This is a genomic window from Candidatus Neomarinimicrobiota bacterium (assembly GCA_034716895.1).
GTDB lineage: Bacteria > Fidelibacterota > UBA8477 > UBA8477 > JABMPR01 > JABMPR01.
In genome coordinates this window covers 1-22,985 of record JAYEKW010000046.1, presented here as the reverse complement: position 1 = coordinate 22,985, position 22,985 = coordinate 1, and the positions used below count along the sequence as shown (strand labels likewise).

The window sequence follows — 22,985 nt, the reverse complement described above, 5'->3', positions numbered from 1 at the left end:
AAAGTAAACCAGAATCGATCAATTTTCAATTTTCAATTTTCAATCCAGAGCGCATATTGTGACGAATTTAAAAACGAGGGGTTATGTCATCCATTGCTGAACGATTAAGGGAATTCAGAGCCGCTGTGGGCTTGACTCAACGAGAAGTGGCTAGCATGTGTGGCCTGGGGAAGCGGACCATCATTTACTGGGAAATGGGCGACCGGGAAATCAAGTGTTCCAAGCTGGTACCCCTGGTCCATGAATATGATCTGGATTTCAATTGGCTGATCCTGGGTAATGGTAGCATGTTCATCGATACCACCGTACTGGAAGAAGTTGCTCCAGATGAACTCAACAAGGAGGAAGTTGTTGATTCTCCTGAACCTGAATCAGGCAGTTCGTGGGAAGCCGAACCAAAGATATTCAAAAAGGAACAGGAGGATGTGCTACCCCTGATCCAACGACTCAGGCGTAAGTAATTATCTGCTGCCTGAGGGCCTGCTGAAATACATCAAAATCCGGGGCACTTGTTGGCCTCATCTAAGATTGTTCGATTTAGTATTTTCGAAATAATTCGGCTCATTTATTTACCTCTAGTGCTTATGTCAATCATTGATGTACCCTCGTCTCACATTACATTGCCCCGATTTTAAATATTGGAGCTGTCATGCAACTTAAACGAACTGTGACCTGTGGTCAGTTAGATGTAAATAATGTTAACCAGGAAGTCATCCTCAATGGCTGGATTGCTACCAACCGCGATCATGGTGGTGTGATCTTTCTTGATCTGCGAGATCGCTACGGAAAAACTCAAGCTACTTTTAATCCTGATCTGGTTCCAGAACTGGCTGCAAGAGCCAAACGTTTGGGAATGGAAGATGTTATAGCCGTTAAAGGCATTGTTCAGCAGCGACCCGATGGAAATGTCAACTCCAGGATGGCAACTGGGGCGATCGAGGTCATGGTCTCAGAATTGGAAGTTCTCAACGAAGCCCAACCCCTGCCATTTCTGGTCTCTGATCGTGAAACCGGTAGCGAAGAGCTGCGCCTGGAATATCGCTATCTGGAACTGCGTACCAAAGAGCTGCAGGATTTTATGACCTTGCGATCCAGAACCTATCAAAGTGCCCGTCGCCTGCTCAATGATGAAGGCTTTATGGAATTCGAGACCCCGGTTCTGATGAAATCCACCCCTGAAGGTGCCCGGGATTACCTGGTACCCAGTCGGATCCATAAAGGCAAATTTTATGCTTTGCCCCAATCTCCCCAAACCTATAAGCAGTTGCTTATGATCGCTGGTTATGACAAATATTTCCAGATCGTAAAATGTTTCCGGGATGAAGACCTACGAGCAGATCGGCAACCTGAATTCACCCAGATCGATATTGAGATGTCATTTGTGGATCAGGATGATGTGATAGGATTGGCTACCCGGGTAGCTCGCGGTATCTTCAAAGATGTTCTGGATCATGAGCTTCCAAAAACCTTTCCCACCATGAGCTATCAGGCTGCCATGGAAACCTACGGCAGCGACAAACCGGATCTGCGCTTCGAAATGCCCCTGGTCGAATTTGCTGGTTATGCGGCAAAAACAGATTTTGGTGTTTTTACAAACAACCTGGACGCAGGAGGTCGGGTTAAAGCATTGGTACTCAAAAATGCTGCTGATAAATATTCACGGAAGATCATCGATGGCTTAACCGACTGGCTTAAAACCTACTATGGCCTGAAGGGTCTGGCTTTCTGCAAAGTTGACCAGGGCAAGCTTTCAGCTGGCATCAGTAAGTTCTTTTCTGAGGAACTACAGGCCGAGATCAGTCAGGATCTTCAATTAGAACAAAACGATATCATTTTCTTTGTGTCTGATACTGAGACTAGAACTTTACAGGCTCTGGGCGCTTTGCGGATCGAATTGGCCAAACGTGAAGGTCTGATCGAAAAAGAAACGTTTAAACCACTGTTTGTCGTGGATTTCCCACTCCTGGATTGGGATGAAGACAGTCAACGCTATATCGCCATGCATCATCCCTTCACTTCACCCAATCCCGAGGATGACCAGCTCATGGAGACTGATCCGAGAAATGTGAGAGCCAGGGCTTACGATCTGGTGATCAATGGTTATGAAGTCGCCGGTGGCTCCATCAGAATTCATACTCGGGAGATGCAGAGTCGCATGTTCGAGCTCATCGGCATGGATAAAGAAGAAGCCAACGCCAGGTTTGGTTTTTTGCTAAAAGCCTTTAAATATGGTGCGCCACCTCATGGTGGGATTGCCTTTGGTTTTGACCGTCTCATCATGATCCTGGGTGGTACTGATAATATTCGTGACGTTATCGCTTTTCCTAAAACGACCTCAGCGGCCTCTCTCATGGATGAAGCTCCTTCAACGGTTGATGCAGAACAACTCCGCGATCTACATATCAAACTGATCGAATAAGGTCTCTTTCCCGTCATTGCGAAGGAGCGGTGGCGACTGCGGCAATCTCGGATTATGATTGAGGGATATAGATCGCTTCACTCATTTCATTCGTTGCGAAGACTAAAACGTTACAAACTCCAACTGGGAAAAATGAAGACAATGTATCAAATCATTGCTAAGTCCAATTGATATATTTGGTGGAAGTCGTAACGCTTTGGTGACTTGTTCACTTCTGCAAGTGTTTAGATATTGTCATGTGAATCAGGGGAAAATAAAATGAATCAATTACAAAATAAATTTATCCGAATCATATTTATCATGGCACTTTTTACCAGTGTCTTATTGGGTCAGTACTGGCAGCAATATGTAAAATACAATATGGATGTTAGTTTAGATACCGAAGCAAAAATTTTGTCAGCCACATCACGACTATTATATGTAAATAATTCCCCGGATAGCCTGGACCATCTCTTCATGCATCTCTATCACAATGCTTACAATGAGGGCACCATTGCGGCCGCCGTCTGGGCTGATTATGGCGATACCTTTGATAAGGAAAAAGGCTGGACCGGGATCAAGATTAATCAAGTAAGCACAGATTCAATTGATCTGAAATATCTGATCCGAGATGATACAATTCTGGACATTAGCCTGAATCAGACTTTGGCTCCCGGTGATACGCTCAGCTTTGAGCTTGATTGGATCTCCCTGATCCATCCGCATATCGATCGCTCCGGGTGGGAAGACAAGCAATATGATTTTGCCCAATGGTATCCAAAATTTGTGGTCTACGATGAAAACGGCTGGCATGATGATCCCTTTGGTGACTGGGGTGAGTTTTATGGTGAATTTGGAGATTTTACCGTGCATCTGGATTTACCAGCGGAGCAAATTGTCGGTGCAACAGGAGTCGTGATAGAAGGTGATCCCGGTTGGGTTGATGTAACCGTGGATACATCCCAGACCTGGACAAAGTGGGTGAACGCTTATAAGGTGACCCGTTCGGAAGCCCTGGAAAAACTCGATAGTAATGCCCGGCGTGAAGTCACTTTTTCAGCCACCAATGTTCATGATTTTGCCTGGCTTTGTTCGCCTGATTTTGTTTATGAGCATGCGAGTTGGAATGGAATCGATATTCATGCATTATTCACGACCAAGGTTGGTGAAGATTGGACCAGAGATGTGGTTGAAGACGGTGTCTCGGCGATTCGTTGGTTATCAAATAAGTTTGGTGCTTATCCATGGCCGCAGATGACCATCAGTAAGGCTTTACTGGGCGGAGGGATGGAATACCCCATGCTGATCATGGATGCTTCAGAGAGTGAAAGTCTGATCGTCCATGAAATTGGACACAACTGGTTCTATGGATTATTTGCCAGTGATGAACTGGATGATGCCTGGCTGGATGAAGGGTCTACCACTTTTCAAACCCGTTGGTATCAGGAACACTTCTATCCGGACAATGGCTATGCCATCAGTCGTAAACATATCACTGCTTTTGAGGATGAACATCTCCCACGACAGATGTACCTGGAATCAGCCTTAAAATCGACGATCCGTTACATGCAGAGTCCGCGAAATGAACCAATTGCCACCCATAGTTTTGATTTCACTAATTATGGCTCATATCGGACAAATGTTTACACCAAAGCCAGTCTCATGCTGCATTCATTAAAAGAGTATTTGGGAGAGGATCGTTTTTTAGCTGGTATGCGATTGTACTACGATCTTTGGGCTCTTAAACATGTGAATGAGGGGCGTTTTATCAAAGCCATGGAGGATGCAACCGGTGAAGAGTTGGACTGGTTCTTTGATCAATGGTTGCATACGATCAAATATGTTGATTATGGTTTAAATAGTTGGAATACGGAAACTGTTGCTCCAGATCATTTCAAAACCAGCATCAATGTTGAAAATATTGGTGGAATGTTTGTCCCTATTTCAGCTACGATCTTTGGTGCCAACAGCGAAACCGCCTCAGCATCCCTGAAGGAGTTTAGGTACCGGGATACTGGTATCATCAGTGTCGAATCAGATTTTAAGCCGGAACGGGTCTATCTGGATGCAGATAATGTCTTTTTAGATGTGGATCGGCGTGATAATGATTCACAGAGGAAATGGTCATATCGATACAATTTCAAGGATTGGGATGAGTATCCCGATGATAAAAATCTGTATTTGTGGAAACCTCAAATGGGATTCAACGATACAGATGGATTAGGAATCGGTCTGCGTATTGACCGTGTTTACCGCAATGCTGGGGATTTTACCGCTCTTGAACTGGATTACAATTTGGCCACGGGCAACCCCGACATGGCGATCTCCTTTGAACAAGAACAAATTGGACTCCCCTTTGTGGCGACATGGAGTGGTTCAGTGGGAACCTGGCATTCGATGAGCTTTGCTGATCTCAATTACGAATTGAATTGGGCAAAGGTGTTTTGGGAGAACCCCGTGCATTACCTGACGCTCTCTGCGGACTATACCGATGGGGAATATGCTGGTTCGGATCTGGCAGGACAAAGTAGCTTCATGCGGTTCGGGCTAAAATATGAGCTTCAGCACGATCTGTCTCTTGGTGATTTTGGTTTAAGTGCCCAATATCAAATTTCTCCTGCAGGGCTGGGACGGTACGGGCAGAATTTTAACCAGTTTTCCTTTATGGGCAATTGGGCCAGGGGCTACCGTTTTATTAAGATCAACAATCGCTGTAATTTTGAGGCGAGTGATGCATCAACACCAGATATGGTAAAGAGTCAGCTCGCTTCCAGAGACTTGCGTAGTATTTATCTCGATCGAATGGCTGCTACCTTGCACCAGACCAGCGGGATCGATTTGTTCGGCCCACGTTATTATCTTGCCGGAGGCGGACGACTGAGAGGATATACAGATTCACTTGATGCCCCAGTTAATTACCTCTGGTCAAATAATGTCGACCTAAGCTTTAACTCGGGACCATTTGGTCCAGATAGGCTTGATTTTGAGACTTTCTTTGATTTTGGGCAAAGCTCAAATAGTGGAAAAAATTGGGAATGGCTAGCTGATGTCGGAGTGGGAATTTACTATAGACCCACCTGGAAAAGAAATAGTTGGTTGACAACCATTATCAGACCAGTCCGATTGAAGATTGCTTTACCTGTAATGCGTTATGAAAATGGCAGTTGGGTAAGTACCCTCTCCAACAATTCCTGGGTCTTCAGTATATCCAATTAATTCATAAGGAAATATTCCATGCTAAATAAATTATACCATATTCTGTTCAAGAGGCGGTGTGTAGAGTCAAGACATTTTTCTGTTCTACAAGCTCCAGATTTGAAGCATAGCAGTGGTTATGGTGAGAATTTTAAGTGCCGTAAAACTGGAAAATGTGAAAAATATACCCCGCATTCTGAACTGAATATGGTATTACTCAAACCACTTCTGATCATCTTCATCATGGTTGGTGTTGGATTTGCCCAGGAAAGCTATGATCAGGTCAGGATTTGGTCTGAAAATACAGCAGAGATAATTCCTGAATTGCTATCCATGGGAATTGATCCGGAAGGGTTGGATGTGCGTCGGGATGTGTATGTTGATGTCGTTGTGAATCAAACGGAAAAAGACCAGGTCTTTGGAAGTGGGCTTATGGTCGAAGATTTGATCATAGATCTCAGTGCTTACTATGAATCGCAACTTACTCAGGATATGGCCAGAGAATTCGGTTATGGGAGCATGGGAGGTTATTATACTTTCGATGAAATAGTTGAAAACATGGATTCTTTGCATGCCCAGTATCCGGAGATCGTTTCGGCGAAGGACAGTATTGGATCAAGCTATGAAGGACGCACGATCTGGGCTTTTAAGATATCTGATAACCCAACAGTTGATGAAGCTGAACCGGAAGTATTTTACAATTCCCTGATTCATGCACGCGAACCGGCTGCCATGATGGTCGTACTCTATTTTGCCTGGGAATTGGCTGAGAATTATACTGTGGATCCCCTCTTGAGTTATCTGGTGAATGAACGAGAATTGTGGTTTGTACCAGTTATTAATCCTGATGGTTATGTATACAACGAGTTGACCAATCCCAATGGGGGAGGGATGCACCGAAAGAATCGTAAACCGGGCTGTTTGAGTTCTCCCGGCGTTGACCTGAACCGTAACTGGGGTTTCCAATGGGGCTATAATGATGTTGGCTCCAGCCCGGATAATTGTGCTGCCACTTACCGTGGTGCTGCAGCTTTCTCAGAACCGGAGACCCAGGCTATCAGGGATTTTGTCCTTGCTCATGAGTTTCAAACCGTGTTGAATTACCACACTTATGGTAATCTTTTAATTCGACCATTCGGATATGATGCCAGTGTTGAATTACCTGTTCCTGACGGCGATATCTATCAGCAGCTGGGGCAGGACCTGGTAGCTGACAACCATTATCTTTTTGGTACAGGTGATGAAACTGTAGGATATTCTGTTAATGGAGACGCAGTAGACTATATGTATGGCGATCTCGGTATCATCAACTTTACACCTGAGGTAGGTACTTGGTCAGAAGGAGGTTTTTGGCCGCCAACGGATATGATCTATGAGCTGGCTGAAGAGAATTTGAGTATGAATATTCATCTTGCCGGAGTAGCAGGGAGCTGGGTACGATTAGAGAGTTTTGAACTTCTTCAGGAAGGTCCCCTGACAGACGGTGCTGTGGTCCCCTGTCAGTTAGTGATCAAAAACAAAGGTCTCGGGTTGGAGGATAATACTGCAACACTACACCTTGTCTCACCTGACAGTAGTATGATTCCCAACTTCGCCAACATTGATCTTTCTGATTTGGTACCTCAAGCAGATGTTGACCTGGGGTTGAATGATCTGAATTTCACCATTCAGGCAGAATCCGGTACTTTGGCGCAGATTATCCTCAGTATTGACATTGATGGGCAGTACGCTATCTCTGACACCTTTTTCTGGAGCGTTGGAGCGCCTGATACACTTTTTGTGGATGACTTGGAAACAGGATTTGATGCGTGGTTATCTGAATCGTGGGGTACCACCAGTGAAGCGTACAGTGGCGCTCTGGCTATGACAGACTCTCCTTATGGCAATTATCCGGAATTATCCACCATGGAGGTCATGCTCAATGATCCCATCGATCTGCGTGGTTATAACTCACCTGTATTGAGCTTTGCTGCAACGTGGGATATTGAGTTCGACTATGATTTTTGTCAAGTACTTGCTTCAAATGATGGGGGAAATACCTGGAGTCCTTTGTCTGGAGAATATACGGTATCAGGGAATGGAGCCACCGTACAGCCCCTGGGAGAACCAGGTTACCATGGCAGCCAGGATTGGGTGTCTGAGACCCTTTCTCTGGATGAGTTCGTCGGCAGCTCGTCCGTGCTCTTGAGTTTCAAACTGATGAGCGATACTTACTATGAAGGAGACGGATTTATAGTAGATGATCTGATGGTCCTGGCTTGGGGCGTTGGCTTTCATGTTGGTGATATCACGCGTGATGGGTTAATTGATATTAATGATGCCGTACTTCTTCTGGAGTGGATCATCCAAAGCGAAATACCGGAGGATGAAGCCCTAGAGCTCTCAGATTTGAATCATGATTCTGCAGTTGATATTCTGGATATGGTGCTGCTCATTGAGGTGATCCTGGCTAGATAATGATGAGGGATCTTTTGAGTATTCTCAAGTGAGACAGGTTCACTTTGTAAGCATTGAAGCTCAATTTGTATAAGAGAATATGGGTTGGACAGATCCAGTAATGAATTTTTAAGATTTGACTTAAACACTAGTAGGAATTCCTGTCCCCAATATTATATATTCGTCCGTTTTTACCAAGGTGGTGGGAACGTAAGGTCAGGGAGAGCACGGATCGGTGCGTCTTTTATTTGTTTTCAGTGTAGTTTTGCTAATTTTTAACTGTTCGGTTAATCAACCCCCGGCTATTCAAAATCCCCATAATTCCGAAGATTCGATCAGTTTAGCTGTAGCTGACAGCTTTTGGACACTTCGAGCTGAACCAGCTTTTGCCAACCGCGCCCTGGCAGCTTATCAGCATCTTTCAGAAATGGATTCTACTTCCATAGAATTGTGGTCAAAATTATCGCATGCTTATTATTATTCTGCCCAATACCTGGTCTTTGAAACAGTCCAAAAGGATAGTCTGTTTTTGCGTGGATATGAAGCAAGTCAAATAATTTTAGCTCAGAACAGTAACTACCGAAGTTTGCTCTTCTCAACTGGTGAAGAGAGCATGGCTATTAGAGGTTTGGATTCAAGATTTATTGATGCACTCTACTGGGGTATGGCTAATTATGGCCAGTGGTTGTCAACCAAGGGTGCCCTGGTGCGTTTGGGCCAGCGTGATCTCCACTGGACTACTTTGGAGCATATTAACGATCTTGACTCAAACTATTATTATGGCGCTTACTACCGCTATAAGGGTTCTCTACTAGCTCGCGATCCCGCGACACAGAGTGATACTCTCGCTATTCAGGAAGCTTTTGAAAATGCCATAAGAATTGCTCCCGAATATCTTGGCAATTATACACTCATGGCCATGTTCTATTGTCCTTTGACCAAGGATAAAGATCTTTTTTACCAGTTGTTGACCCGGGTTGTCACTGCCAACCTGGATAAGTCTCTATCCTACTATCCGGAAAATCTATTCGAAAAGAATTTGGCTGATAAACTCATGATCAAAGCGGAAAAGGAAAATTGGTTCTGATCATGAAGTCATTTCGAGTAGAAAGACAACGCCAGAACGCCTCCAGCCAGCTTATTGGTACGTTGCTGGTATTGTTGGCAACCATTGTATTGGTGCGATTTTTGCCGACGGATGTTAAAAAAGAGATTCCACAAACTACCAAGACAAGCTGGGAAACTTCAGTCATCAAACTTCCCTGAATCCAATTGTTATAGTTGGGATTATCCGGTGATCAATAGGTCAACAGTTTAAAATTGACGGCCTCGCAAAAAGTACCTCTCGCCCGCCTGCGTATAACTTCGTGCGGGCAGGCAGAGCACGCAGAGACGCAAAGTGTTGATTATCATAAACATACGCCATATTTCCGTAACCTGTTAAGAATATTGTAGTTAAGCGGTCACTGAGCCCAGTCGAAGTGTCGATTTTCATGTTTTTTTAAATACTTTTTGCGGTGGCGTCAAAATTGGAACGGTGGTTCTTCCATGGCTGTCAGAGCTTGCCTGAGTTTGTCCTCATCAATGAAGTATTGTGCAGTATGGTTCTGCTTCCCGGCAATGTCCTGATAGGCATCAGATTTGAAGTATTGTTTTAATTGCCCTGCCAGAGGTATGATCTGTTTGCGGGGTAGCCATTCAAAAGGCTCACCTGTTTGATGGCTAATAATTGCACCTGCAGCACTAGCCCAGGCAATTACTGATAGACGGTATTTTTTCCATAGATCGTGAGCGATCTGACTTACCTGTGACTGGATACAGGGACTAAGGAAAACAAAGCGCTTGCTGAACAGTAGGCCAGTGTGATAGTATTCAGGGACATTGATGATCCCATCTACCTGGAGATGTCTGCCCATAAGAGAGAATAAAGCGAGTAACTCATCACCTAGTCCCAAACCAGGGTGATACTGACCAGGGAGTTTTGGTTTCCGGCGGGTGAATTGTGCTTTGGGATTTTGCAGAAGTAACCACTCGATCATGAGCACGCGCAACGGACTTGTATAGAGGAATTCAGCATCTACATCTTTTGGTGTGAGGTGTTGGTAACGAGCGACAAATTCCATGATAATGTGGTCACGATCCCGTTCCTGACCGTTATAAATGGTTAGTTTATGTCTGAATGGATCCTTTGTGTCAATGGCAACAGCTAAGTGTCGAATACCCATGTGGCGAGCTTGCCGATCAAGGCCAAACCGTTCTATAATGAATTTGATACCGTCTCGCGAGTATTTGCCCAGGAATAGTTCAGTTGTGTTTGATGAGGCTCCACTCATGAACAGGTTATCCCAACTCAGTTCCTCCTGATCAAAATTGGAGGTGATATCCAATGGAGAGATCCCTTTTGCGATTCGCTTGTATTTTCTAAAAAGTCTGGTCATGAATAAAGGTAACCGGTCTCCCTCAGAAACTATAGGTTAATCCCATACTTAGGTTTGAGAAATCTTCCAGCTCCCTGAAACTATTGCCCTCCTCATCACCCCCAATAAAATAGGCAAGGGTGGCATCCAGTTTCAAGCCTTCTCTGATGGCATAACTCGAGCTGAGATTGGTCATATAGCCTGTTTCTTCCAGGTTGACCATCAACATCCCGCTTAAGTCCAGTGCATTGTCAAATAGAGTAACCATACTTGAAAAAATGATAACACGATCAGAGATCATCGCAAAGGGTGTACCCATTCCGAGCTGAAAGTTAGTTTCGTCCAGGAGGCTAACACCTGGCACGCCCGTAGGCCCCATTAATAGTGTTCGCCCTTCGGCCTTCAAGATATCAGTTCCAATAAGTTGAGCCATAATTTGAACCTGGTTGGCTAATTCATACTCGACCTGTAGTACATATTGAAGGTATTGGGCATCCACTTCAAAAACGATCGATGTCTGATCAGTATAAGGATTATTGGTCATGAAGTACGCAGCCTCACCCCGTAAGGTCCAGTTTCCAGGAAACAGTACACCATCCATCCCCAAGACATTCGTATTTCGGTATCCGTAAATGGGCGACAAATTTGGCGATGTTCCTTCCAGTGCAAAAACGTTGAACATCTGGTCATGGCTCTTAAGATATGAAATGGAAAGATCTGCCATATTAAAAGCCCTTCGCAGTCGAATCCCAAATTCCAGAGGGTTTTCTACCTTTACAAACTGTTCAGGGGTTGGCTCAGGCGGTAGGGCTATAGGAAAGTCAGGTTCATTATAAGGCAATCTGTTTGGTGTATGGTCAGGCATTAAGCTGATCTCAGCTTGCCAATCTCCCAGATACATTTTTGCAATACCAGCCAGACTGCCATTTTTCCGATCACTACCAGCCATGAACATATAATAAAAATCATATGGAGAGAGGTTGTCAGTCGGATTATTGGCATCGGCTGCACCCCAGGCCTGAATAATCTTTCCCAAACGAACTTCACCAAAGCTGGGATACCAATTCAGGTAGGCTTCCCTGAATTGAAAACTCTCAGCCGTAAATTCAGGATCCTTCCAGCGGGTTTCCAGTGCAGTAGAAGTAACCAACTCAAAATCACCAAAAGAATAACGGACATTGATATTTCCCAGTCGAAAAGGCAGGTCGATCAGGGAGGCATCACTTAATCTAAACATGCCAGTCGGAGTAATGTCTCCTGATATGCTCAATTGGCTGAATATCAGTTGGGGGAGTAGGAGATTGAGGAATATGAGTACCAGTAACAGTTTTTTCATATCAGATCCAGTCAGCGTGGCATACGTTTCAGGTTTTTCTCCTGGAAGAGATCAGCTTCGACACCGGTGTCAACTTCGATATTGGCAAATAATAAACGTGTACTATGCTTCTTCTGTACATTCTCTACAAATATCTCCAGAGGGAGGTTGTAGGATTTTTCTTTAGTATATTTTATCTGTCTTCTTTTCAACAGTTGATTTCTCATATCATAAGCTTCATCCAGAATCGCCACCAGATCAGTTTTGCTGACATAGGTCATGAAACGTTTATAGGTGCGAGTAACTCCCTTTTTTGGTGTGCTCTCCAATATGTGACAATCAATGCCTTCAACAGTTTCGCTGCCTTTTAACTCATAAGTGTAATCATCCAGCGCTCGAGAAGTCATATCTTCATAGCTTAGATCAGAACCCATAAATGAATCAGCCTTTTTCTTGGAAGATATACGCCGGACCTTTTTAAAAGCTGGCAACCAAAGGCGCATTTCATCATCTTTGTCATCATGTTCTATCTTTAAGAATGCTACCCCTTTGTCATCGGCTGGCGCCAGAAACCAGATGATCTGGTTGCGGTTGTCATCGGCAATTACCGAACGAATTGTGGATTCTCTGGACTTACCCTGCTTGTTGGTCAAGGTCATGGTCATATCAGCTTTCATATCGGTTGGATTGTTGACATCCTCCATGGCTTTGGCAATTTCATACCCTGTTTGAGCAAATATCCCCAGGGGGATACTGACCAACAGACTGAGGGTTAGCGTTTTAACTAGATTTTTCATTTTAAGAAAGTCCTTATACTTTATTTAATTCCTTTATACGGTTTGGATCATCGGTTCGATCCTGGCCAGTTTATGTTTCATTAGTTCCAGGATGACTGCCAGCAGGGTGAGTGTTCCCATGGAGGTTGAGACCATGGCAAATATCATCAAACCACCCATGTGGATCATTGGCACGAATTCTGAAAAGAGCAGGGCTCCAAAAGCCATATTTGAAGCTGCATCCAATATAACCGGGAAGCCCACATCCTGCATGGTTTCATGGCTGATATCGTCTGTTAAACCGTGGTGTCTTAAGTGTCTTCTGAATTGACTGATATAGTGGATGGCAAAATCTACTCCTACACCAATAATTATTGCTGACAATAAAGCGGTTACATGATTTAGATCCACTCCAAAAAGACCCATGAGTCCAAAGTTCAGAATCACTGCTGAGCTAAGAGGAATAACGGCTAAGATACCCCACAACCAATGTTTGAAAAAATAAGCTGCGATGAGAGCGATCACAAAGATAGAAGCAAAGATACTGATAAATGAACTTTGCAAGATCAGAGAGACTAAATCTCTGAAGACCACCAGCATTCCGGTGATCGTAATATTAAGATCCTGATATTCATCCTGACTCAGAAACTTTTCAATGTTTTCTACCAGAATAACGATCTCAGATGTGGAAATGGATCGCATCATGGACGTGGCTAATCCCTTTTTGTAATCATAATCCACCAGCGAGCTGAAATCATCCGGATCTCCAGACATGGAGTACAGGGTAAATAAATTATTGATCTTAGCTCGTGTATCTGGAATCGTTTCAAAGGCCGGGTCATTGTCATTCACCATCCGATGCATCTGTTTGATGATGTCAGCAATGGATATGGAAAGGCTGACAGAGGGGTGTTCTTCCATGAATTCCTGGATACGGGAGATTTTGGTCAAGACCTCGGGTGATTTCAGATCGGCATTGATCAGAAGTTGGAGATCCATGCTGCCGGTCATCTCATCATCCATGAATTGGAGACTTTTACGAATAGAATTATCGGGTTTAAAAAAGTGTTTCATATTGACTTCAACATTGAGCTGTAAAATTCCAAGTGCGCCAACTATCACCACCAGGGTCGCACTGATCAGTACAGCTTTGGGGTGTTGCATTACCCGCTTGCCAATGATTATCACTAATTTTTCGAAAATACTGGCATGTGAAACAGCACTTGAATCTGGCTTCCACTTCTTCAAAACCAGGGTTGAGGGTAGAAAAATAGTGGTTAAGAGCCAGGCCCACACAATTCCGGCCGATATGGCAATGCCATAACCCAGAAGTGCTTCCAGAGGCGCAAAGATCATGCTGAGAAAAGCTGCGATAGTGGTAAGGGCTGTGAGAAAGATGGGCAAAATAAGGGCTTCTAAACTTGCTTCAACAGCTGCCTGTACATCCTGTCCTTTTTTCCGCATTTGTCTAAAAAATTTGGTGATAATGTGTACACCATACGAATTGGCGATGGTCAAGAGGATAATGGGCATGGAGGTGTTCATAACGCTAAACAGAAATGCATCAGAGCCTGTCAGATGATACATCCACCCATAAACGCCGATCATAAAGATCATAGAGAGAATGATGGTCGTAAACACCATCCCCACAGCCGGAACATTTCTAAAGCTGAAAAGAAGGATCAGAAGCATGCCGATCAGTCCTGCCTGCATGAGTTTGCCAACATCATTACGAATGAGGATCGGGAGAGCCCCGGTGAGATAGGCTTGACCGCCCCAGTGAACATCATACCCCGTGAGGTGTTTGTTGACGATCTGCTCCAGATTGTAAACCACAATATCATTACTGGCTCCCAGAATAGGTCGGATCATCACATTCAAGTAATCACCTCGGGTTCCTACAAATCTGGTTTTGATCTTGGGTGTATCATCCAGGTAGTTGCTGATATCTTGAATTTCAGACTCATCCAATTCACGGTAGGGTTGCATGGCCTCGATAGTCAAAAATCCATCATCACTATCCATACGATCGGAGCTGGAGATACTCATGACTTCATCGACCTGTTCAAGTTCTTCCATAGCCCGGGTTATGTCCCAGAGCGTCGCCAGCGTTTTTGAGTTGAGAGCATCTTCCCCTCGAATACCAAAGGCGACGAACATCAATTCAGTATTACCGAATTCGTCTTTGAGCTCGTTCCAGGTGATCATGGATTGAATATCCTGAGGCAGGAGCTTCATGAAATCATCTTCAATGACAAAATAACGAATTCCAGAGCCCATCAGGGCAGTCAGGATCAATGAAATTAGAATACTACGTTTAGCATGGAGTATAGACTGGTTAATGAACCACTGTTTCATAGTGTATCCTCGATATGTTCTAGACCTTTTTGAGTGACGATTCCCCGCAGGAAAATATCTCTGAACGTTTCAATAACCTCTTTAGGTCCCAATTGATTTGTCAGGAAGAACTCGGGTTGGAATACCGTATTCACAATGTTCATAAACAGAGTAGCAGCCAATTCCAGATCCAGCTCCTGTCTAATCAGTCCTTGTTCCTGCCCTTCCTGCATGATCTGGAAGAAATCTGCCCGACGAGCCAATCTGAAAGTCTCAATGGCACAAAATTCATGAGGCAGCCCACGGTTTCAACCGTGGGTGGATTTACCCGTAAATAAACTTAGGCCGCGTCAGGATCAAGACCACTGGCAGCAGCGTCAGAGCGGCGATCAGGCACATGAAAATTGATACTGCTATCAACCAACCAAAAAAGTAAATTGGAATAAAGGTAGAAAGCATACAGACTGCAAATCCCATTATTACAGAGAAACCATTGATGATAATACCCTGCCCAGTTGTGCTCAGGGTCTTGATAATAGCTTCCTCATCACTTAAGCCATGACGAATCTCGGTCCTGAAGCGGAACAAAAAATGGATGGTGTAATCAATCCCGATCCCGATCATGATGGAACTGAGCATGGACGTGGCAGTATTCAGGTACACCCCGGTGTAACCCATTAATCCGAAAACACCTGATATGGCAAAGGCCAGGGGCATGGCGCTGATCAAGGCCGCGACCAGAGATCTAAAAACCAGTCCAGTAACTAATGCCGCCAAGAAAACAGAGAGGATCAAGCTTCTGGTCTGACCCTTGACCATCATAGGCATTAGATTGCCCAATAAGACCGCATATCCTTCACTTTTGGGCTGATTATCAACCCTGATGTTTGCGTCCAGGAATTGATTAAGGTCTTGTTGAATATCAACCATGTGATAAACATCCATCGTATTCATACGGACAACGACTTGAGCAACTCGGTACTCATAATCCACGTAAGCATCCAAATAGCTATCACTGGATTCCCACGAATAGAGTAATAGATATTGGGAAACCAACTCTCGAGAGTCAGGAATTGAATAAAACTCAGGATTCCCACCGTTCATGGATTGATTCATGAGTTTGATAAAATCGGTGATCGCCATGGTGTAGCCCACTCCATCTTTCCCATCCAGATAGGATTGAATGGCATCGATCTGCTTCAAGACATCAGGTGATTTTATGTCACCTTCGATCACAACAGACATGGTGGTGCTACCTCCGAAATTCTCATCAATGATCGTATTGACCACTCGTACAATCGATTTCGGACCATAATAATTCAAAGGATTGCTGTCTATTTGCACGGAGGGAATTCCCAGGAGAGCCACAATAGTAAGCAGTATGAATCCGCTGATAACAAGCTTGCGTTGGTGGAAGACAAATCTGGCGATTACCACCAGAATGCGGGAAAGCAGTCGATTAGTTGTATTTTTATTCTGCCTTTCCCGGCTGGGCTTATGGAACAGGACCAGAATCGCAGGAATCAATGTGATGGAAAGTCCGAATGCCAGCAATACCCCAAATGCAGTAAGAACCCCTACTTCACGGGAGGCCGGCAGAATGTGGGATAATAATGATAAAAACCCGATGATTGTTGTCAGGGCAGCCAGGAAAACAGGCCGGAGCATATGCTCAACCACACTGGCTACCACGGCTTTACTGTCTGCCGATTCATCCATGGCGGCGCAATCTTCAAAATATCTGGTGATGATATGAATACCATAAGCACTGGCAACAGCAATAAGCATGATCGGCATAATACTGGAAATAACCGATAACATTAAACCCAGCCAGGACATGAGGCCCAAAGTGCCCAGGATGGACAGAATAACCACTATCATTGGTAGGAGTAATCCCCGTCGTGAACGAAAACTGAAGTACAACAGAAAGGCAATGAGTATCATTCCTGCTGGGATGTATATTAAGGTATCCCGATTAATGTCTTCGGAAATATGGGTGCGAATGACCGGCATTCCACCGAGCTGAAGATCATGACCCTCTGCCAGATAGGGTGCTAGTACTTCCCGTAAGACAATGACAGTCGGGACTTCATCTGCATCAGGTTTCGTGAAGATCAAGAAAGCTGAATATTCGCGGTTGGCAGAAACCAGGATCTGACCGATCATGGGGTCTAAACTGGCAGCTAATGCTAAGGAATCGCTCTCCGCTTGGTTCGTGGGGAGATCACTGATGAATGCGTTTACGACCATTGATTCGTCTTCACTGTAGATCGATTCATAGTTGGTCAGACTGATCAGGTGATCGATTTGGGGTAGTAGCTCCAGATCCTGTGTCAGGTCATCGATCACTTCGAGGGCTTCGGCAGTAAAAACATCCCCGGTATGGTAACTGATCAGAATGATATCAAGGCCACCGAATTCTTCCTCAAGTTCTTCCATGCGAAGTAATTCGGGATCATCAGCTGGGATGAGTGCCTGTAGATCTGGATTGATGTGGATTTGAAGAATGGGAAGAGCCAGTAACAAAATGATCAACAGATTTATGCTGATGACCAGTTTGGGGCGCTCAGTGATGATGTGGATAAATTTTTGCACGGCGCGAATGTAAAACAGGCTTTGCCAGGATGAAAGCAAAAGGAGTATTGAGGGTTTAGCATTATTTTCAGGCCGTGTCAAAAAATGCTATGCCCGCTCTTTGGGAGGAATATATTAAGCGTAACTAAGAACTGAGACACGCTATGAATGAAAAGTTACTTCCTGCCCTTAAATCATTCGGATTCACTTCCAACGAGGCTAAAACATATCTAAACTTGTTGCAGAATAATCCGGCAACAGGGTATGAAGTAAGTGGCAAATCGGGGATACCAAGATCCGCAATTTATGAGATTCTGAAACGTTTGGAAAGTACGGGGATGGTGAGTTGTGTCGACACAAACCCAACCCGTTATATTCCTTTGCCCCCTGATCATCTTTTTGATCTTCTGGAGAATAAATTCACTGCTAATCTGGACACATTGAAGGATTCTCTCCGTAACGTCAATACAGACCTTGAGATCGGAGATCTCTGGAATATTCGTGGCTATGACAGTATGATTGATCGGGCTCGCAACATGATCAGGAAGGCCAAACAGTCCGTGTATCTTTCTATCTGGCGCAACGAATTTGAGAAGCTGCATGTTGACCTGAAAGATGCTGAAAAACGTGGTGTGGATATAGTCATCTTTTCATTTTGCACTCTACCAATAGATGTCGGTACAGTTTTCGCCTATAATCTGGACAATCGTCGGCTTCAAGATGTATGGAGTAGTAAGATCCTCCTGGTGGCGGATCGTGATTCGGCAATGCTGGGGGGAGTTGAAATGCTGCCAACCAACAAAGTTGCCTGGACGCGAAACTCGGCGATCGTAGCCATTGCCCTGAATTACATCATTCTTGATCTTACTTTATTTGGACAACGTTATAATATCGAGATGGGGTCGGTTATAGCAGAAATGCTCCAGGGAGACATTCACAATTTGGATGATCTTTTAAGTGAAGATCATGAACCACTTATACACTCAACCAAGGGTTGATCAATGGAAAATATTTTAACAATTAAAGAAGTGGTCCGGCATTAAGCCTGGATTGCGATGGAGGCATGTTCTATGAGTAAGATCAGAGTCGGGCTGATGGGTTTTGGCGAGATTGGTAGAGATATCTATCGTCTAAGTCTAAACCAGCCTGAGATGGAAGTTGTGGCGATCAGTGATATCGGTCGCGCTGATATTTTACATTATTTAATGCAGACAGATGGCAGAAATCCCATCGATGTCAAGCAGGAAGGCAATTTTTTGGTAAAGGATGGGCATAAAGCTCGCTTGATCCATGGAATTGCACCCAAAGACGTTCCCTGGGACGCATTTGATGTTGATATCGTTATCGATTCCACCCATAAGTACCGTACCCGTGAGGCCATGCAGGCTCATTTGAACTCCGGTGCAAAACGAGTCATACTGGGATCTTTACCCATCGATGATATTGATCGGGTGATCGTTATGGGTGTTAATGATGACACTATTAAAGCCAGTGACAAGATAGTTTCTGCTGCTTCTGCTACAACAAACGCTCTGGCATTGATGCTGGATAATATGGATAAAGCATTTGGTGTAGAATCAGCCATGATGACCACTATTCATGCTTACACCAGTGATCAACCACTGCGAAATACAGCTGCTTCAGATTTTCGTCGTAGTCGTTCAGCGGCTGAAAATATTATCCCTAATGTGAATATCAGTCCGTACTGGATGGAGCATATCCTGCCGCGTTTTAAGGGTAAGATCGAAGGCTCTGCTCTGAATGTTCCCGTACCTATGGGATCATTGCTGGATCTGACCTGTGTTCTGACAAAAAGCACTACAACTGTTGAGGAAGTAAACGAAGCGATGCGGAAAGCCGCAGAAAAACTTTCCCGCTATATTGAAGTTACCGAGGATCCAATTGTGTCCAGTGATGTGATCGGCAATGAGCATAGCTTGTTATTCGACACCAAGGGAACTATGAAGGCAAGCAAGCGCATGGTTAAAACCCTGAGTTGGTATGATAACAGTCTCGGTCAAGCAGGCCGTCTGGTAGATCTAGCGCTGGCTTATGGCAAGCTTGGTGTAGAAGGAGGTGCTGCATGAGAGTAGCAATTAATGGATTTGGACGAATTGGTCGCTCAGTCTTCCGGATTCTGGATAAACGTGATGACATCAACGTCGTTGCGATCAATGACCTTTTTGACCATGAGGCCCTGGCCTATCTTTTGAAATATGATACTGTCATGGGTGGTTTTGGTGATAGCACCGTTCGTCTAGAAGGTGATGTCCTTTTTACCGCCAATGATACAGTGAAAATGCTCACTGAACGTAATCCTGCCGCTCTGCCCTGGAAAGAGCTGGAGATCGATGTTGTGATCGAGGCTACTGGTGTGTTCAGAACCCAGGAATCTCTGACCCAGCATCTTGATGCAGGAGCTGGTCGGGTTATCCTTACGGTTCCCTCCAAGGATGAAATTGATTACACAGTCGTGTTAGGTGTGAACGAAGACGGGCTCAAGCCAGAACATCGCATTATTTCTAATGCCAGTTGTACTACCAACTGTCTAGCCCCCATGGCCAAGGTGCTTAACGATGCTTTTGGTATTGTGGAAGGGGTAATGACAACAACGCACGCCTATACCAATGATCAACGACTGGCTGATGTCCCTCACTCAGATTGGCGCCGTAGTCGAGCTGCTGCTGAGAATATCATTCCCACTACAACAGGTGCGGCTCGAGCAGTAGGAAAAGTTCTTCCTGAGCTGGTCGGAAAATTGGATGGGATCGCTGCTCGTGTACCCGTTGCTGATGGCTCAGTGGTTGACCTTATCGTCGAGGTTAGTCGCAATGTTACTGTTGCAGATATTAATGCTGCAGTACGAGAAGCCGCTGCGACGGATCGTCTTCGGAGAGTGCTGGAATACAACGACAATCATCTGGTTTCCTCAGATATTATCGGGAATCCATATTCATCGATCTACGATGCTTCGTATACCCGTGTTGTTGGAAATCGGATTGTAAAAACCTTGAACTGGTACGATAATGAATGGGGTTATTCAAACCGCGTGGTTGACTTGATCAACCTTTTCAAGGACCTGAAATAGCTTTCACATTCTGAAAGTGCTAGGGAGCCGGCTGTATTATTCGGTCGGCTCCTGTTTTTAATACAAGCTGCTTTTTGCAGCTGACGTGTTGTTATTGGAAACTGATGTGATGAAAAAAGTGCAATTTATTTTTGGAATTCATAATCACCAACCGGTGGGCAATTTTGATGATGTATTTCATCAAGCCTGCGATCAGTCCTACTTGCCATTTCTTCAGGTTCTGGAGCAATTCCCCAATATCAGTATGGCCTTTCATTTTAGCGGCTCGCTTATCGAATGGTTGGAAGTTCATCGCCCGGAAGTCCTGCACCTTTTAAAAAAACTGGTGGAACGGGGAAATGTTGAGATTCTAGGTTCGGGTTTCTATGAACCGATTTTGGCCATGATCCCGGTGAATGATCAGATCGGACAGATCACGAAAATGAATGACTGGGTCAAGAGCCAGATGGGCTATGATGTGCGAGGCAACTGGCTCACTGAGCGAGTTTGGGAACCACATCTCACCGGCAGTCTCAAACAAGCAGACATCGATTACATGGTGGTCGATGATTATCATTTTCTTACCTCTGGTATCGATCCTAAAGACTTGAATGGCTATTACAACACCGAGCAGGAAGGTCAATTGCTCAGCGTTTTTCCCATCAGCCAGAAACTACGTTATGCCATGCCCTTTGAAGATCCACAGGTCACCATAGATATTCTCAAAGCCCAGGCAACCGAAGCGGGTAATAATGTGGTTGTGATGGCTGATGATGGTGAAAAATTTGGAGTCTGGCCTGGTACTTATGATACTGTTTATAAACAGGAATGGCTAAAAAGATTTTTTACCCTGCTGGAGCAAAATTCTGAATGGCTCCAGACCACGACCTTTAAGCAGTACCATGCCGCCAACGCGCCCCGGGGGCTGGTTTACCTGCCAACATCCTCCTACTTTGAAATGTCCCAGTGGACCTTACCCACCCAGTTAGGACACCAGATGGATCTGCTTATCCATGCCCTTGAAGACCAGGGGTTGTCTGAGCAGAGTCGTCCTTTTGTCAAGGGTGGAATGTGGCGCAACTTTTTTACCAAATACCCAGAGTCCAATTGGATGCAGAAACGGGTACAATTTCTTTCACTGAATCTTAAGCAACTGGATAGTAAAGGTGGTGTATCGGAAGCCCTTCGAGATGACCTCTACCGATCCCAGTGCAATTGTGCCTACTGGCATGGTGTGTTCGGCGGACTCTATTTACCCCACTTGCGTCATGCTATTTATGAGCATTTACTCAAGGCCGAAGCTGCTTTTCTGGAAGCTGGCGGAACCTTGCCTGGTTTGGTGGATCTGGATGGCGATGGTGTTGATGAGTATCGCCTGCGATCGGATAAGATCCAGATATTTATATCCGGCGACTTGGGTCAGATTCGTGAGATCGATTGGCTGCCGGCTCATTTTAATATCACGAATTACCTGCAGCGCTATTCTGAAAGTTATCATGAAAAATTAGCCTGGGCTGACAATGATCATTCCGGTTGTGGTTCCATCCATGATCTGGTTCTGACCAAAGAAGAGGGTCTGCAGGACAAACTCTTTGTGGACGGCTACTCCCGTCGCAGTCTCATCGATCATTTCTTTAATGGTGAACAGAATCAGGATGACTACTATCGCGGTTCACTCCAGGATGACCTTGAGGTTCATTCTGCTGCCGTGGAGCAGGCTGAAGCCGGTATTCAGATCAAGAATCAAGCCTCCCTGAACGGAGCCGTAATAAGTGTTGAGAAACAACTCGAACTGCACCACAATAAAATTTTTGTTAAAGTCCGGATCACCAATCAAAGTGATCAAGCGCTTCACTATAAATACGGTTTGGAATTTAATTTTGGACTTTTAGGCGGGAATAGTCCCGACCGCTATTTCTTACTGGATGGTAAACATTCAGGACCCTTGAATTCTCATGGTAATGATGCTGAAATAGCATCACTGACTTTGGTAGATGAATGGGACAATTTTAGAGTTAATCTGAATTTTGGGCAGGACTGTCAGTTATGGCGTGCTCCTATTGAAACTATCTCCATGTCTGAAGCTGGCTTTGAACGAGTCTACCAGGCATCATCGGTGTTGCCCCACTGGTCACTTGACTTGAAATCAGGTGAAACATTTAAAACAGAAATTGTTCTGAGTATTGAAAAAATAAATAGCTAAGAATTCCGAACCAGTTTTCGCGAGCAACGCACGGCGATCCCCTTGATTATTTTCTTTTGACATTTGAGATTGCCACGTCGTTTTATCGCAAAGACAAGTATCGGGACTCTAGAGATAATAAATTTTAAGTTTGCTAAACATGACGAAACCGCTAGAAGTATCTGAGAATTCATAAAATGTGCCCTAAAACCATTAAATACAACCACATATAGTGAATAAGCCTAAAACCATATATAACAACACTTTGCGTCTCTGCGCGCTCTGCGA

General features: G+C 44.6%; 16 protein-coding genes. 10 read left to right on the top strand and 6 right to left on the bottom strand.

The window, feature by feature from the left end; genetic code table 11:
- Positions 1–83: 83 nt before the first annotated feature.
- The 6 genes from U9Q77_03385 (at position 84) to U9Q77_03360 (ending at position 9,295) form a co-directional block, all read left to right on the top strand.
- Positions 84–461 carry a helix-turn-helix domain-containing protein gene (locus tag U9Q77_03385; protein MEA3286404.1) on the top strand — a complete coding sequence of 126 codons (378 nt, stop codon included), beginning with the start codon at positions 84–86 and terminating at the stop codon, positions 459–461.
- Between the two features lie 188 nt (positions 462–649).
- Entirely contained in the window at positions 650–2,419 is a 1,770-nt protein-coding gene (gene aspS / locus U9Q77_03380; GenBank protein ID MEA3286403.1) for an aspartate--tRNA ligase, read from the top strand.
- A gap of 258 nt (positions 2,420–2,677) precedes the next feature.
- Positions 2,678–5,614, top strand: a complete 2,937-nt coding sequence (locus U9Q77_03375; GenBank protein MEA3286402.1) for a M1 family metallopeptidase — start codon at positions 2,678–2,680, stop codon at positions 5,612–5,614.
- Between the two features lie 18 nt (positions 5,615–5,632).
- Positions 5,633–8,050, top strand: coding sequence for a M14 family zinc carboxypeptidase (locus tag U9Q77_03370; protein ID MEA3286401.1), 2,418 nt, complete (start codon positions 5,633–5,635; stop codon positions 8,048–8,050).
- Positions 8,051–8,264: 214 nt separating this feature from the next.
- Positions 8,265–9,116 (top strand): TRAP transporter TatT component family protein, encoded by an 852-nt coding sequence (locus U9Q77_03365; protein ID MEA3286400.1) that lies wholly within the window; start codon positions 8,265–8,267, stop codon positions 9,114–9,116.
- A 2-nt stretch (positions 9,117–9,118) separates the two neighbouring features.
- Complete coding sequence (locus U9Q77_03360; protein MEA3286399.1) at positions 9,119–9,295, top strand: hypothetical protein; 177 nt, start codon at positions 9,119–9,121, stop codon at positions 9,293–9,295.
- A gap of 257 nt (positions 9,296–9,552) precedes the next feature.
- Here U9Q77_03360 and U9Q77_03355 read toward each other — a convergent pair whose 3' ends face one another.
- The 6 genes from U9Q77_03355 to U9Q77_03330 form a co-directional block, all read right to left on the bottom strand.
- Positions 9,553–10,467 (bottom strand): hypothetical protein, encoded by a 915-nt coding sequence (locus tag U9Q77_03355; GenBank protein MEA3286398.1) that lies wholly within the window; start codon positions 10,465–10,467, stop codon positions 9,553–9,555.
- 22 nt (positions 10,468–10,489) lie between these two features.
- Positions 10,490–11,782: a hypothetical protein gene (locus tag U9Q77_03350; protein ID MEA3286397.1), complete on the bottom strand. Its 1,293-nt coding sequence runs from the start codon at positions 11,780–11,782 to the stop codon at positions 10,490–10,492.
- An 11-nt stretch (positions 11,783–11,793) separates the two neighbouring features.
- A complete protein-coding gene (locus U9Q77_03345) occupies positions 11,794–12,558 on the bottom strand; it encodes an outer membrane lipoprotein-sorting protein (protein MEA3286396.1) in 765 nt (254 codons plus the stop codon).
- A 33-nt stretch (positions 12,559–12,591) separates the two neighbouring features.
- Positions 12,592–14,895, bottom strand: coding sequence for an MMPL family transporter (locus U9Q77_03340; GenBank protein ID MEA3286395.1), 2,304 nt, complete (start codon positions 14,893–14,895; stop codon positions 12,592–12,594).
- On the bottom strand, positions 14,892–15,137 hold the full coding sequence (locus U9Q77_03335) for a hypothetical protein (protein ID MEA3286394.1): 246 nt from the start codon (positions 15,135–15,137) through the stop codon (positions 14,892–14,894). Before U9Q77_03335 ends, U9Q77_03340 begins: the two co-directional genes overlap by 4 nt.
- Positions 15,138–15,198: 61 nt before the next feature.
- The gene (locus tag U9Q77_03330) at positions 15,199–17,550 is read right to left on the bottom strand and encodes an MMPL family transporter (GenBank protein ID MEA3286393.1); all 2,352 of its coding nucleotides are present in this window, start codon (positions 17,548–17,550) and stop codon (positions 15,199–15,201) included.
- A 62-nt stretch (positions 17,551–17,612) separates the two neighbouring features.
- On the opposite strand from U9Q77_03330, the gene U9Q77_03325 reads away from it, so the two are divergent.
- The 4 genes from U9Q77_03325 to U9Q77_03310 all read left to right on the top strand — a co-directional run bounded on the left by U9Q77_03325 (position 17,613) and on the right by U9Q77_03310 (position 22,718).
- Complete coding sequence (locus tag U9Q77_03325; protein ID MEA3286392.1) at positions 17,613–18,446, top strand: helix-turn-helix domain-containing protein; 834 nt, start codon at positions 17,613–17,615, stop codon at positions 18,444–18,446.
- Positions 18,447–18,518: 72 nt separating this feature from the next.
- Complete coding sequence (locus U9Q77_03320; protein ID MEA3286391.1) at positions 18,519–19,535, top strand: glyceraldehyde 3-phosphate dehydrogenase NAD-binding domain-containing protein; 1,017 nt, start codon at positions 18,519–18,521, stop codon at positions 19,533–19,535.
- Entirely contained in the window at positions 19,532–20,536 is a 1,005-nt protein-coding gene (gap, locus tag U9Q77_03315) for a type I glyceraldehyde-3-phosphate dehydrogenase (protein MEA3286390.1), read from the top strand. Before U9Q77_03320 ends, gap begins: the two co-directional genes overlap by 4 nt.
- Before the next feature lie 109 nt (positions 20,537–20,645).
- Positions 20,646–22,718, top strand: a complete 2,073-nt coding sequence (locus tag U9Q77_03310) for an alpha-amylase/4-alpha-glucanotransferase domain-containing protein (GenBank protein ID MEA3286389.1) — start codon at positions 20,646–20,648, stop codon at positions 22,716–22,718.
- Positions 22,719–22,985: the final 267 nt, after the last annotated feature.